Annotated in this window: 11 protein-coding genes; 6 read left to right on the top strand and 5 right to left on the bottom strand. The window is 59.4% G+C overall.

Features of this window, described 5'->3' with window-relative positions:
• The first annotated feature begins 1 nt into the window (after position 1).
• The gene (gene truD, locus ACYF6X_RS16510; RefSeq protein WP_130018509.1) at positions 2 to 1,048 is read left to right on the top strand and encodes a tRNA pseudouridine(13) synthase TruD; all 1,047 of its coding nucleotides are present in this window, start codon (positions 2 to 4) and stop codon (positions 1,046 to 1,048) included.
• A 70-nt stretch (positions 1,049 to 1,118) separates the two neighbouring features.
• Here truD and ACYF6X_RS16505 read toward each other — a convergent pair whose 3' ends face one another.
• On the bottom strand, positions 1,119 to 2,852 hold the full coding sequence (locus ACYF6X_RS16505; RefSeq protein WP_130018510.1) for a hypothetical protein: 1,734 nt from the start codon (positions 2,850 to 2,852) through the stop codon (positions 1,119 to 1,121).
• Positions 2,853 to 3,292: 440 nt separating this feature from the next.
• Here ACYF6X_RS16505 and surE point away from each other — a divergent pair, with 440 nt between their 5' ends.
• The 4 genes from surE (at position 3,293) to rpoS (ending at position 7,051) form a co-directional block, all read left to right on the top strand.
• Positions 3,293 to 4,054, top strand: coding sequence for a 5'/3'-nucleotidase SurE (surE, locus tag ACYF6X_RS16500; RefSeq protein WP_063991368.1), 762 nt, complete (start codon positions 3,293 to 3,295; stop codon positions 4,052 to 4,054).
• Positions 4,048 to 4,674: a protein-L-isoaspartate(D-aspartate) O-methyltransferase gene (locus ACYF6X_RS16495; protein WP_004932585.1), complete on the top strand. Its 627-nt coding sequence runs from the start codon at positions 4,048 to 4,050 to the stop codon at positions 4,672 to 4,674. Before surE ends, ACYF6X_RS16495 begins: the two co-directional genes overlap by 7 nt.
• 325 nt (positions 4,675 to 4,999) lie before the next feature.
• Complete coding sequence (gene nlpD, locus ACYF6X_RS16490) at positions 5,000 to 5,998, top strand: murein hydrolase activator NlpD (protein WP_063991367.1); 999 nt, start codon at positions 5,000 to 5,002, stop codon at positions 5,996 to 5,998.
• Between the two features lie 54 nt (positions 5,999 to 6,052).
• The gene (rpoS, locus tag ACYF6X_RS16485; RefSeq protein WP_004932578.1) at positions 6,053 to 7,051 is read left to right on the top strand and encodes an RNA polymerase sigma factor RpoS; all 999 of its coding nucleotides are present in this window, start codon (positions 6,053 to 6,055) and stop codon (positions 7,049 to 7,051) included.
• 79 nt (positions 7,052 to 7,130) lie between these two features.
• On the opposite strand, the gene mutS is transcribed toward rpoS, so the two are convergent.
• The 4 genes from mutS to ACYF6X_RS16465 form a co-directional block, all read right to left on the bottom strand.
• Complete coding sequence (gene mutS, locus ACYF6X_RS16480; RefSeq protein ID WP_130018511.1) at positions 7,131 to 9,686, bottom strand: DNA mismatch repair protein MutS; 2,556 nt, start codon at positions 9,684 to 9,686, stop codon at positions 7,131 to 7,133.
• A gap of 308 nt (positions 9,687 to 9,994) precedes the next feature.
• Positions 9,995 to 10,987 (bottom strand): Vgb family protein, encoded by a 993-nt coding sequence (locus ACYF6X_RS16475; RefSeq protein ID WP_233221887.1) that lies wholly within the window; start codon positions 10,985 to 10,987, stop codon positions 9,995 to 9,997.
• Between the two features lie 29 nt (positions 10,988 to 11,016).
• Positions 11,017 to 11,988: an aldo/keto reductase gene (locus tag ACYF6X_RS16470; protein ID WP_130018512.1), complete on the bottom strand. Its 972-nt coding sequence runs from the start codon at positions 11,986 to 11,988 to the stop codon at positions 11,017 to 11,019.
• Positions 11,989 to 12,000: 12 nt separating this feature from the next.
• The gene (locus ACYF6X_RS16465) at positions 12,001 to 12,738 is read right to left on the bottom strand and encodes an SDR family NAD(P)-dependent oxidoreductase (RefSeq protein WP_242454843.1); all 738 of its coding nucleotides are present in this window, start codon (positions 12,736 to 12,738) and stop codon (positions 12,001 to 12,003) included.
• A gap of 169 nt (positions 12,739 to 12,907) precedes the next feature.
• Between ACYF6X_RS16465 and ACYF6X_RS16460 the strand changes: the two genes are divergently transcribed.
• Positions 12,908 to 13,801, top strand: a complete 894-nt coding sequence (locus ACYF6X_RS16460) for a LysR family transcriptional regulator (RefSeq protein WP_107226781.1) — start codon at positions 12,908 to 12,910, stop codon at positions 13,799 to 13,801.
• Positions 13,802 to 13,879 lie beyond the last annotated feature (78 nt).

Raw genomic sequence — 13,879 nt, 5'->3', positions numbered from 1 at the left:
CATGGATATGGCGAATCTGACCTGGCTGCATGGCCGGCCGCAGAGCACCGGGGTGTTGAAAGCCAATCCGGAAGATTTCGTGGTGGTGGAAGACCTGGGCTTTGCGCCGGACGGCGAAGGCGAGCACGTGCTGGTGAACATCCGTAAAAACGGCTGCAATACCCAGTTCGTGGCCGACTATTTGGCGCGTTTCGCCGGTATCCATGCCCGTTCCGTCAGCTATGCGGGCTTGAAGGATCGCCACGCGGTGACCGAACAGTGGTTCTGCCTGCACATGCCGGGCAAGGACACGCCGGATTTCTCCCAGTTTGCGCTGGAAGGCTGCGAGGTGCTCTCGTCAGCCCGCCACCTGCGTAAAATGCGCATCGGCAACCTGAAAGGCAACCACTTTACGCTGGTGCTGCGCCAGATTTCCGACCGGCAGGACGTGGAACGCCGTCTGCAGGCCATCGCCGCGCAGGGCGTGCCAAACTATTTCGGCAGCCAACGCTTCGGCCGCGGCGGCAACAACCTGGTGATGGCGCGCCGCTGGGCGAACGACGAAATCCGCGTCAAAGAGCGCAGCAAACGCAGTTTCTACCTTTCCGCCAGCCGCAGTGCACTGTTTAATCTGGTCGCGAGCAGGCGCCTGGCCGAAGGCCTGCAGCGCACCGTGCTGGAGGGGGACGCCCTGCAGCTGAGCGGCCGCGGCAGTTGGTTCGTCGCCAAGGCCGATGAGCTGGAGACGCTGCAACAGCGGCTGGATGCCGGTGAGCTGGTTGTCACCGCGACGTTGCCGGGCGACGGCGGGCCGGGTACTGCCGGCGATGCGTTGGCATTTGAACAACAATGCTTGGCGGAGCAGCCGGAATTGCTTACGCTTTTAAAGCGCGAGCGTGTCGAACCCGCTCGTCGGGCCCTGCTGTTGCAGCCGCAAAATATGCTGTGGAACTGGTGGGATGACGTTACCGTGGAACTGCGCTTCTGGCTGCCGGCAGGCAGCTTCGCCACCAGCGTGGTGCGCGAGATTATGCTTCCCGTTGACGGTGATGCAGATATCAGCGAGTAACGGAGAATAGCCGTTCGGGCTTTGACAAGCCCCGAAAGCCCCGGTCAACCCAACCGGGGCTTTTGCGTTTTTATGCCAGCGCTTCCAACTGCGGCGCCGCCAGGCCGTTAAGCGTGATCGAAGGTGAATTGTAATGCATGTCCGCCACTGTTTGTTGCAGATCGCGGTTACCCAACGAGAAGACGATATCCTGGCTGTCAAAGCCGTGGTTGCCATTGCTGTCGATGATGATATACAGCGAATTGCCCAACTTTATGGCACCGACTTCCGCCAGCGCATGTTCGCTGGTGCCGCCGGTGGCTTTGCTGAGCGCTGCGCTGAACAGAGATTGTGCATCGGCAGCGCCACCCAACGTGGAGAACAAGGCATTCAAATTGCCCGTATTGCCGTAGTCGCCATAGGAAACCAGCGATTTGCCGCTGGCCGCTGAAAACGCCCATTGCTGTACGGCGTCGCCTGCATTGATTCGGTCGTTGGCAGCGTTATAGTCGGTGATTTTGACCTGGCTGGAAATTGAGCTGTGAGCAAAGTTGATCGTGTCGCCATGAAAACCCGAACCGTGTCCGGTGAGGGTTGTGTTGCCGACAACGCTGAAGCTGTCGTCTTGCGAAGCGCCCTCTATCACCAATTGCTTGCCGGCCAGCGTATTGATGATTGTGCTGAACTGCCCGCTGTTTTGCAGGCTGGTCAGCGTGTTGTAAAAGTCGCCGCCGCCGGTGCCGCCGATTTCGCTGTGAATGTCCAGGCTGATTGGCGCGAGATTGCCGTTGGGGTTGCTCAGCTCATCTACGTAGATGTGGGCCAGCGAATCGGTAAAGCCCGCTTTGACATTGAGCTTCAGCACATAATTATTCTCACCGCCCAAGGCGAAACCGTTAAGACTGATATCCGTGATATGATTGCTTCCGCCGGATAACGTTAATTCAGAATGGGTAAAGTTGGAGGTGATATTTAATATTTCCTTCACTGGGTTGTTAGTGTAATGGCTGGTGACGGCGAAGGTGCCACCGTTGATTTTCTGGTTGCTATAGGCGGGAGGCGTATCGGTATAAGGATTAAACTCTTTGCCAATATCAATATTAAGATCGGTTGTGACATTTTCACCCTGAACTTTCGCTAGCTCGACATGTAATTTACTGGCGGCCGTTGCGTCATCAAATATACGAATGGTGGTGGGAATATATTGCCCGGCCGAGTAAGAGGCGTTGGCATTAATTAAGTGGACGTTGTCTGCAAATCCACTCAGGGAGAATGCGAGCGGCGCGCTGGGGAAGTAAGGGGATTGCTCGATGTTGCTGACATCGGCATAAGCGGTGTGGTTGATGATGGCGCTGCCGAAGATAACGCCGGCATCGAAGGTGTGGGCTCCCTCGGTCGCTACGGGTTGTCCATCGAGGTGTATGCTGCCGGTGCCGACATAGCCGGCGAGATCGATATAGCTAAATTGATCGAAGTTGCCGATGTTGCTGTTGATGACCGCGGATTTCGTGCCATTGGCAGCGGTCGCGATCAGGATATCTTTGGTGATGAAGTTAGCGGACAGAATCGTCGTGTTATTTGTGCCGAATTCGGCGCTGCCATTGGCGCGGAAATTGGCGTTGACAATGTTTGGCCCATCGTTAGTCGAGTTGCCTGCCCAGCTCAGCATATTAAAACCACTGCCTATCTTTATATGGGCTTTGGACATCGTTAAGTCTGATGTTGGAGTGATAATGACATTGGTATTGTTGATGTTGGTGAACGACAGATTTTCTGTTTCCGGTGTCAGTTCAACGAGGTAATCAGTCATTGATAAATGAGTCATAATGGTTTTCCCTTTGTAAATAATGAAGTTAAGTATTTAAAGAACTGAAGATTACGAACCAATAAAATATAGATGGGAAGCAGCATGTATGCTGAGAAAGTTCCTTGTTTTCTATTTGTATTGGTTATTATTTAAATTGAATTTATTTTCCATGGGGCGTTTTCGGGCATGACCGGGGGCTCCGTATGCCGTGTTGGCGAGAGCGGCGACGCATGCTGTGCAGGCACGGTTTACCGCCGCTATGCTGTGCTCGCCGTTTTTACGGCGAGTTCGGATGCCGCCGGCATGAATTCGATGCGCTAGTAACACAAGCAAGTTCGGTTATAATTCGGGGCAAAGTGAACCAGGGTGATCCAATGAATCCGCAGCCGGACAATAACCGGATAACAAGAGTGCGGTTTTAAGTTTGCTTGTTATGACAACAAGGGGTTGAGTCTACAATGCGGATATTGTTGAGTAACGATGACGGCGTTAGCGCCCCGGGCATTCAGGTGCTGGCGGCGGCGCTGCGGGAATTCGCCGAGGTGCAGGTCGTGGCGCCGGATCGTAACCGCAGCGGCTCTTCTAATGCCCTGACGCTGGAGTCGCCGCTGCGCACGCAGACGCTGGCCAACGGCGATATTGCGGTGCTGCAGGGGACGCCGACCGACTGCGTCTACCTTGGCGTCAACGCCTTGATGCGCCCGGCGCCGGATATTGTGGTCTCCGGCATCAACGCCGGGCCGAATTTGGGCGACGACGTCATCTATTCCGGCACCGTCGCGGCGGCGATGGAGGGGCGGCATCTGGGGCTGCCCGCGTTGGCAGTGTCGTTGAACGGCCACCAGCACTATGCGACCGCCGCCGTCATTACCTGCCGTATTCTGCGCGCGTTGCAGCGTGAGCCGTTGCGTACCGGAAAAATCCTGAATATCAACGTACCGGATCTGCCGCTGGCGGAGATCAAAGGCCTGCGCGTTACCCGCTGCGGCAGCCGCCATCCCGCCGACACGGTTTTCTGCCAGCAGGATCCGCGCGGACAAAATCTCTACTGGATCGGGCCGCCTGGTGATAAATTTGATGCCGGGCCGGATACCGACTTTGCGGCGGTGGAACAAGGCTATGTGGCGATCACGCCGCTGCAGGTGGATTTGACCGCCTACGCGGCGCAGGAAGTCGTGACAACATGGTTAACCAAGGCAGAGGTTAGCGGGGAATGGTGAACAAGCGTATGCAAACATTGCTGACGCAGCTGCGTCAGCAGGGGATCCGGGACGAAAAGCTGCTGCGGGCGATCGAAGCGGTGCCGCGCGAGCGTTTTGTCGACGAAGCGCTGGATCACAAAGCCTACGAAAACACCGCATTGCCGATCGGCTCCGGCCAGACCATTTCCCAGCCTTATATGGTGGCGCGGATGACCGAGCTGCTGAATTTGAAGCCCACTTCACGGGTGCTGGAGATCGGCACCGGTTCCGGTTATCAAACCGCTATCCTGGCGCATCTGGTGCAACACGTTTGTTCCGTCGAGCGCATCAAGGGGCTGCAGTGGCAGGCCAAGCGCCGGCTGAAGCAGCTCGATCTCCACAATGTTTCTACCCGCCACGGCGACGGCTGGCAGGGCTGGGCGTCGCGCGGCCCGTTCGATGCGATCATCGTCACCGCCGCACCGCCGGAGATCCCGCAGGCGCTGGTGGAGCAGCTGGACGACGGCGGCATTTTGGTGTTGCCGGTGGGCGAGCAGGCCCAAACCCTCAAACGCATTCAGCGTCATGGCAACGATTTCGTTGTCGATGCAGTCGAAGCGGTGCGCTTTGTTCCGCTGGTGAAAGGCGAATTGGCCTAGCGATTGTCTGAATTTTCGACCGTCGGCAAAATCTGTTGCACTTTCATCACGTCCGGATAAGGTTTTCTCGTTCCAATCAGGCTAATTTTCACTAGAATTGGCCTTTCTACGTAGTTGTCTTATGGTGCGGCGACGTCAATGTGGTTAGCATTGGCGCGCGTTTTGATGCTCCGGCGGGAGATGACCTGGCGTTCAGGGATCGGCCGGCGGCGCCTTTACATCGCAGAAACTGGGAAGTGGCAAAAGCTCGGCTACGATGTAAAGGGTATTTTGGATATATCACTGATATTGCTGTCATGGGGGAAGCATGAGCACGGGAAGCCCAATGATTACGTTACGCCGGGTTGCGGTGTGTACGATGGTAAGTTTGTGGTTGGCGGGTTGTACGAATACGGCCTCGACGTCGGCCCCTATCAGCAGCGTGGGCGGCGGCGGTGCCGTTCCATCCGGCAATAATAATGGCGGAGTGCAGCAGGCCAGCCCAGAGGGCCGCATTGTCTATAATCGCAGTTATACCGCCATTCCTAAAGGGAGTTACAGCGGCGGTGAAACTTATACGGTCAAGCGCGGCGACACGCTGTTTTACATCGCCTGGATCACCGGCAATGATTTCCGCGACCTGGCGCAGCGCAACAATATTCCCGAGCCATACAGCCTGAATGTTGGCCAAACCATTCAGCTTGGTAATGGTTCTGCTAACGGCGGCGGCGGCATGTTGGCGACGACAGACGCGACCAAAGGCGGTGTTCCGAAGCCACCTTCCAGCTCCCAGATCCAGACGGCAACGGTTGATTCTCAATCAACTAACGCGTATTCTGAAAACTCGGGTAAACAGAATGTAGGTAAGATGTTACCTGCAGCAGGTGCCGCAGCGGTTGGGACCGCGACTGCGCCTGTTACCGCGCCGGAAGCCGCTCCACCAGTGAGCAGCACCGTCAGCAACAGCGCTCCGGTCAGTACCTGGAGATGGCCGACTGACGGTAAGGTTATTGATAACTTTTCCTCATCAGAAGGTGGGAATAAGGGTGTCGATATCGCCGGTTCCCGTGGGCAGCCTATCTTCGCTACCGCCGATGGTCGTGTAGTGTATGCAGGCAACGCTTTACGGGGCTACGGTAATCTAATCATCATCAAACATAATGATGATTACCTGAGCGCCTACGCTCATAACGACACAATGCTGGTCCGGGAACAACAAGAAGTGAAGGCGGGTCAAAAAATAGCCACCATGGGTAGCACCGGTACCAGTTCAGTACGTTTGCATTTTGAAATTCGTTACAAGGGGAAATCCGTAAACCCGCTGCGTTATCTTCCGCAGCGATAGATTGGGCAGAATACGCTGAGATTCTGCTCGCGGTATCACGGGTAGGAGCAGCATATGAGCCAAAATACGCTGAAAGTTAACGAGTTACATGATGATGCGGATTTCGACGAGAATGGAGCTGAGGCCGAGTCGTTTGATGAAAAAGCGCTGGTAGAAGAAGAGACCAGCGAGAACGATTTAGCGGAAGAAGAGCTGTTGTCTCAAGGCGTTACGCAACGCGTATTGGATGCGACGCAGCTCTATCTGGGTGAGATCGGTTATTCACCTCTGCTGACCGCAGAGGAAGAAGTCTATTTTGCGCGGCGTGCTCTGCGCGGTGACGTGCCGTCCCGCCGCCGCATGATTGAAAGCAACCTGCGGCTGGTGGTGAAAATCGCCCGCCGCTACAGCAACCGCGGTCTGGCGCTGCTGGATTTGATCGAAGAGGGTAACCTCGGTCTGATTCGCGCAGTGGAAAAATTCGACCCGGAACGCGGTTTCCGCTTCTCCACTTACGCAACCTGGTGGATCCGTCAGACGATTGAACGGGCGATCATGAACCAAACCCGTACCATTCGTTTGCCTATCCATATCGTCAAAGAACTGAATGTCTATCTGCGCACCGCGCGCGAGCTTTCCCACAAGCTGGATCATGAACCGAGCGCTGAAGAAATTGCCGAGCAACTCGACAAGCCGGTGGATGACGTCAGCCGCATGCTGCGCCTGAATGAGCGCATCACCTCGGTGGATACGCCGTTGGGCGGGGATTCTGAGAAAGCGCTGCTGGACATTCTGGCCGACGAAAAGGACAACGGGCCTGAAGACACCACGCAAGACGACGATATGAAGCAAAGCATCGTCAAATGGCTGTTCGAACTGAACGCCAAACAGCGTGAAGTGTTGGCGCGTCGTTTCGGCCTACTGGGCTATGAAGCGGCGACGCTGGAAGACGTAGGCCGGGAGATTGGCCTGACGCGCGAGCGCGTCCGTCAGATTCAGGTTGAAGGTCTGCGCCGTCTGCGTGAGATTCTGCAGATGCAGGGCCTGAGCATTGAGGCGCTGTTCCGCGAATAACGCCGGTTGTTGAACCGCATCAAATAAAAACGGTGAGCATGATGCTCACCGTTTTTTTATGCCCGCGTTTGGCGCCAGGTTACACCATATTTTTCAGCCGGTAGATCCATTCCAGCGCCTGGCGTGGCGACAGGGAATCCGGATCAAGCCCCTCCAGGGCTTCTACCGCCGGCGAGGTTTCTTCCTGCAGCAGCGTCATCTGGGTAGCATCGACGCTGCCCGAGGCGGTGTGGCTGGAGATTGACTCCAGCTCGCGCAGCTTCTGACGGGCGCGCTTGATGACGTCGCGCGGCACGCCGGCCAGCGCGGCGACCGCCAGGCCATAGCTTTTGCTGGCGGCACCGTCCTGTACGCTGTGCATGAAGGCGATGGTATCACCATGTTCGAGCGCGTCCAGATGCACGTTGACCACGCCTTCCATTTTCTCCGGCAAGGTCGTCAGCTCGAAGTAGTGGGTGGCGAACAGCGTCATCGCCTTGATGCGGTTGGCCAGGTTTTCGGCGCAGGCCCAAGCCAGCGACAGGCCGTCGTAGGTGGAGGTGCCGCGGCCGATTTCATCCATCAACACCAGGCTGTGCTCGGTGGCGTTGTGCAGGATGTTGGCGGTTTCGGTCATTTCCACCATGAAGGTGGAGCGGCCGGAAGCCAGATCGTCCGCCGCGCCGACGCGGGTGAAGATGCGATCCACCGGGCCGATGGTGGCCTTGGTGGCCGGCACGTAGCTGCCGATGTGTGCCATCAGCACGATCAGCGCCGTTTGCCGCATATAGGTACTTTTACCCCCCATGTTCGGGCCGGTGATGATCAGCATGCGGCGCTGTGGCGACAGGGTGAGCGGGTTGGAGATAAACGGCTCGCTCAGCACCTGCTCAACCACCGGGTGGCGGCCTTCGGTAATGCGGATCCCCGGCTGCTCGCTCATGGTCGGGCAAGCGTAGTTTAGGGTATCGGCGCGCTCGGCCAGGTTGGCCAGCACGTCCAGCTCGGCCAGTGCGGCGGCGCTTTGCTGCAGTTCCGCCAGGTGCGGCAGCAGCAGATCAAACAGCTCGTCGTACAGGCTTTTCTCGATCGCCAGCGCCTTGCCCTTGGAGGTGAGCACTTTGTCTTCGTACTCTTTCAATTCCGGGATGATATAGCGCTCGGCGTTTTTCAGCGTCTGACGGCGCACATAGTGGATCGGCACCAGGTGGCTTTGGCCACGGCTGACCTGAATGTAGTAGCCGTGTACGCCGTTAAAACCGACCTTGAGCGTATCCAGCCCCAGTTTTTCACGCTCGCGGATCTCCAGCCGATCGAGATAATCGCTGGCGCCATCGGCCAGTGCGCGCCACTCGTCCAGTTCGCTGTTGTAACCGGGGGCGATCACGCCGCCGTCGCGTACCAGCACCGGCGGCGACTCAATGACCGCGCGTTCCAGCAGCTCACGCAGCTCGTCGAACTGGCCCACCTGCGACAACAGTTGCTGCACGTGTGGGGTATCCACATCTTGCAGCAGCGCGCGGATGTCCGGCAGTTGCTGGAAAGCATGGCGCATGCGCGCCAGATCGCGCGGCCGGGCGGTGCGCAGCGCCAAACGCGCCAAAATTCGCTCCTGATCGCCCACCTGACGCAGCGAAGGCTGCAGATCGGTGAACAGGTCCTGCAATGCGCCGATCGCCTGTTGGCGGGCGGTGAGAACCTTGATATCGCGGGTCGGCATGTGCAGCCAGCGTTTCAGCATACGGCTGCCCATCGGCGTGACCGTGCGATCGAGGATCGCCGCCAGCGTGTTGTCGCTGCCGCCGGACAGGCTCTGCGTCAGCTCCAGATTGCGGCGGGTCGCGGCGTCCATGATGATACCGTCCTGCTGGCGCTCCATGGTGATGCCACGAATGTGCGGTAGCGAAGTGCGCTGGGTATCTTTGACGTACTGCAGCAGGCAGCCGGCGGCGCGCAGTGCCTGGTGCGCCTGTTCGACGCCGAAACCGGTCAAGTCGCGGGTACCGAATTGCAGGTTGAGCTGCTGACGCGCGGTCTCAAGCTCGAATTCCCACAGCGGGCGGCGGCGCAGGCCGTGGCGCTGTTCGATCAGCGCCATTTGTTCGAAGGTTTCCGGGTAGAGCAGCTCGGACGGATTGGTGCGCTGCAGCTCGGCGGCCATGGTTTCCAGATCCTGCGGCTCGGCGACGCGGAAGCGGCCGGAGCTGACGTCCAGGGTGGCGTAGCCGAAGCCGCGCGCGTCCTGCCAGATTGCCGCCAGCAGGTTATCTTGGCGCTCTTGCAGCAGCGCTTCGTCGGTGATGGTGCCGGGAGTGACGATACGCACCACTTTGCGTTCGACCGGCCCTTTGCTGGTGGCCGGATCGCCGATCTGCTCGCAGAGGGCGACGGACTCGCCGAGCTGCACCAGCTTGGCTAGGTAGTTCTCCACTGCGTGGTGCGGCACGCCGGCCATCGGGATCGGTTCACCCGCCGAGGCGCCGCGTTTGGTCAGCGAGATATCCAGCAGCTGGGAAGCGCGCTTGGCGTCGTCGTAAAACAGCTCGTAGAAGTCGCCCATGCGGTAGAACAGCAGGATTTCAGGATGCTGGGCCTTGAGGCGCAGGTACTGCTGCATCATCGGCGTATGCGAATCGAGTTTATCGGTGCTATTCATGCGATTATTTTTCCAATCCATTGAATGTAAAGGGAACTGTGATTTTCATTGTCGTCATTCGCTATCACATTGTTTCAGCAGGCGCCGCCCCATTCAGCGCTTGGCGGGCGGCGCAAATCAAATCATCAAAACGCCAGACGGCGCGCTCAAACCTGAGGTTTGCACAGACGCTTATACTAGCCCAGCGGGCAATCGGCTGTCACAGGTAAAAATGGGAAGCGCTGCGCAAGGCGAGGTTGCAACGAAGCGAGATTGTCGTTTGCCTGCGGGCAACAACGCAAGTCGCCGCCCGCAGTGAGGCGGCGAATTTATTGTGCGGCGGTGAGAGGCAGGGGCAGTTGATAAAGGCGGAAGCTGTCGGGCACTTCGGTTTCATGGCCGGGCAGCAGGCGGTGGCGGATGCGCGATTCGCTGACGAAGGCACAGCCTTGTGGTGTGATAGTCAGATTGACCGGTGATTCCATGCCTTCGCGCAAGACCTCAATCCGGTGCGAGCCTGCCGCCTTGGGGGACGGGATCCGCAGGATCCGCCCTTGGCCGCTCTGGATCCCGTTCTCCAGCACGATCAGCGCGCCGTCCGGTGCCAATCCCATTCCGTCCGGGTTTTCAATCAGGCGCGGCAGCTGCATTTCCGTCAGCTGCGGCTTTGGATCGTTATAGCTGAGGGTATAGAGCTTACCGGTGCCGAAATTGGCGACAGCCATCTGCCGGTTGTCGAGCAGTACGATACCGGCGGCGCCCAGCCCGCTGGGGGCCGCTAACCGCGCATCCTGATACAACGTACTGAATGCCGCTTCGCCCGGCCGCAGGCGCAGGATGCCGCCGCCGCGGGTTTCCGTCACGTACACTGTACCGTCTGCACCGAGCACGATATCGTTGCCCATTTCCCCCGTCGGCAGTGCCAGGCTGCGGTTGAGGGTGCCATCCGCGACGTTCAGCGCATAAATGCGGTTGGCGCGCGTTTTGCCGCCGGAGAGGAAGTCCGGCGAGTTTCCCCACAGCAACCCGCGCCGTTCGTCCAGCCGCAGCGCGTTTGAGGCGAACACCGTGTCAGCGCCGGGGAAGAAGGTTTCCCACGCCTGACCCGGCCGTTTGCGCAGCACGTTGCCGCTGGTGATCAGCCCGACATACAGCGTGCCGTCCGCCGCACGGGCGATGCCGTTGGGGTAAAGCGCGCCGGGCGGCAGCGTCATGCTGCTTTCTGTGCAGTCTGCGCTGATGGCGGCCTGCGCCGGCGCGTTAAGGGTGAGTGCGGTAGCGAGGGTGAACAACGCCGCTCGCGCGGTAACAGCGTATGACATGTTTCTCTCCGGGAATGAGGTAAAAGGGGCTACCAGCGCTCGGGGCGGGCAGCGTGTGCCATTGGCGCCTCCAGCGCGGCCACGTCTTCTGACGATAGCCTGAGGTCGAGCGCCGCCAGCGCATCCTGCAGATGGTGTGGCTTGGACATGCCCACCAGCGGCGACGCCACGCCGGGTTTGGCCAACAGCCAGGCCAGCGCAATCTGCGCCGGTGGAACGCCGCGCGCGGCCGCCACCTCCGCTACCGCGGCGACGGTGCGTTCTACCTCGTTTCTGCCGCCGTACCAACGGGGCGTCTGTTCGTCGGTGGCGGCGCGCAGCGTGCTGCCACTGCCGGAGCCGGCCAGCATGCCGCGGGCCAGCGGCGACCAGGGCGTCAGGCCAAGACCTTCTTCCAGGCACAGCGGGATCAATTCTTCTTCGTCTTCACGCGTCACCAGGTTGTATTGGCTTTGCAACGAAATAAACGGCGCCAGGCGGTGCTGACGTTGAAAGGCCAGCATTTTCATCAGGCGCCAGGCGTGCAGTGAAGACGCGCCGAGATAACGGATCTTGCCCGCCCGCACCAGGCCGTCGAGGGTGTCGGCAGTTTCTTCGATCGGCGTTTCTGTGTCGAAGCGGTGCAGTACGAACAAATCGAGGTAATCCGTTCCCAGCCGCTGCAAGGAGGCGTCGACGCTGTGCAGCAGGTGTTTGCGCGACAGCCCGCGGCTGTTCGGTTGCGCATCCATCGGAAAGTAGGCTTTGGTGGCGATCACCACGTCTTCACGGCGGGCGAACGCTTTCAGCGCACGGCCGAGAATGCGCTCGCTTTCTCCGCCGGAGTAAATGTTGGCGGTATCGAAAAAATTGATGCCCGCCTCCAGCGCCTCGCGGATAAAGGGGCGCGCTTGATCCTCTTTCAGTACCCAGGGCCGCCAGGCCGGATCGCCGTAGGTCATGCAGCCCAGGCAGAGGCGAGATACCTGCAGGCCGCTGCCGCCAAGCCGAACGTAGTTCATGGCGTCGTCTCCTCAGCGCATGCCGGCGATGGTGTAGCCGCCGTCCACCAGCAGGCTTTGGCCGGTGATGAAACGGGCTTCGTCTGTCGCCAGCCACAAAGCCACATCGCCGATGTCTTCCGATTCGCCCAGGCGGCCGGCGGGCGTGTGGGCGATAAAGGGCGCGAACGCCGCGCTGTCGGCCACGCTGCCGCGCGCCATCGGCGTGTCGATGATGCCGGGGTTGATGTTGTTGACGCGGATGCCCTGGCCGCTGTATTCGAGCGCCACCGCGCGGATCATCGCATCGAGCGCGCCTTTGCTGGCGGAGTAGCTGGACGAGCCGGCCAGCGCGCCGTGGGTCAGCCAGGAGGACGTGTTAACGATCACGCCGCCCGAGCGCTGAGCCAGGAAGGTTTCAATCTCGTATTTCATCGCCAGCCAGACGCCTCGGAGGTTAATGGCGATCACGCGGTCAAAATCCTCGCTGCTCTGTTCGGTGATGGGGGCGAAGTTGCCGATGATGCCGGCGTTGTTGAAGGCGACGTCGAGCCGGCCGTAGTGGGCCGTCACCGTGGCGAGCAGCCGACGGATATCGTCTTCCTGGGAGACGTCGGCCACGATGGGCAGGGCGTCGCCGCCTGCGAGCGCGATGTCGCGCGCCGTGGCTTCTATTTCCGCCGCGCGCCGGCCGGCCAGCGCGACTTTGGCGCCTTCGCGGGCATAGGCCAATGCGGCCGCGCGGCCGATACCGGTGCCGCCGCCGCTCACCAGCACGACTTTGTCAGCCAGACGGCGCGGCGTTTCATGAGTTGGAGCTGTAGCATTAATCATCGCATCGATACCTGGTAATGGGGTCGATCGCAATGCTATGTTGTTAGATGACGAATAACTATCCGCTAAAAATTCATCTCACTATTAGATAATTTATATTAATAGCATGAAGAAACCCGAATTGTCCGGCCTGGCGGCCTTCGTGGCTATCGCCAGTGAACGCAGCTTCCGCCGCGCCGCTGCCCGATTGGGCGTGACGCCGCCGACGCTGACCCACACCCTGCGTGAACTGGAAGCGCAGGTGGGCATTCGCCTGCTGAACCGTACCACCCGCAATGTCTCGCCGACGGAGGCCGGTGAGCATCTGCTGGCACAGCTGGTGCCGGCTTTTACCGACATCGACGCCGCGCTGGAGAGTCTGAATGCGTTTCGAGAAGGGCCACGCGGCCTGGTGCGCATCAACGCGCCGCGTTCGGCGATCGATCTCGCCATCGTGCCGCATCTGGGGCGGTTGGCAAGTGAGTATCCCGGCATTACGCTGGAGGTGGTAGCGAACGAAGGGTTCACCAATATCGTCGAGCAAGGCTTTGATGCCGGTATTCGGCTCGGCGAGGATCTGCACAACGATATGCGTGCGGTGCGCCTGACGCCGGATCTGCGTTTTGCCATCGTCGCCACGCCGGACTATTTTCAACGGCACGGCGAACCGACGCACCCGCAGGATTTACTGCAGCACCGCTGCATCGGTTGGCGCAAGGCCTCTTCGGGCGAGCGCTACAAATGGACTTTTCAGCAGGGCGAGCAGCGGTTTTCCGTGGCGGTCAACAGCCCGCTTATCGTGGATGACGCCAGGCTGTTGCTGCAAGCGGCGTTGGCACACGTCGGCATCGCTTTCGCCATCGAGCAGGAGGTGGAAGAACACTTGGCGAGCGGGCGGCTGCGGCGAGTGTTGGCCGACTGGTGCGCGCCGTTTCCCGGTTTTTACCTCTATTACCCCAACCGCAGGAACCATTCCGTGGCGCTGGCCACAGTGATCGAGTTGCTCCGTCTGCCCACCTAATCCTCTTCGCCTGCCATCGCGTTCGGAGAGCAGCAGGCGAATCAAGCTTGAACTATTTTAATTCCCCCTTCGCTTGTT

It is taken from the genome of Serratia sp. ID 25-353 (assembly GCF_054792795.1).
The sequence above is the reverse complement of the archived record's forward strand: the minus strand, read 5'-3'. Positions and strand labels throughout refer to the sequence as shown.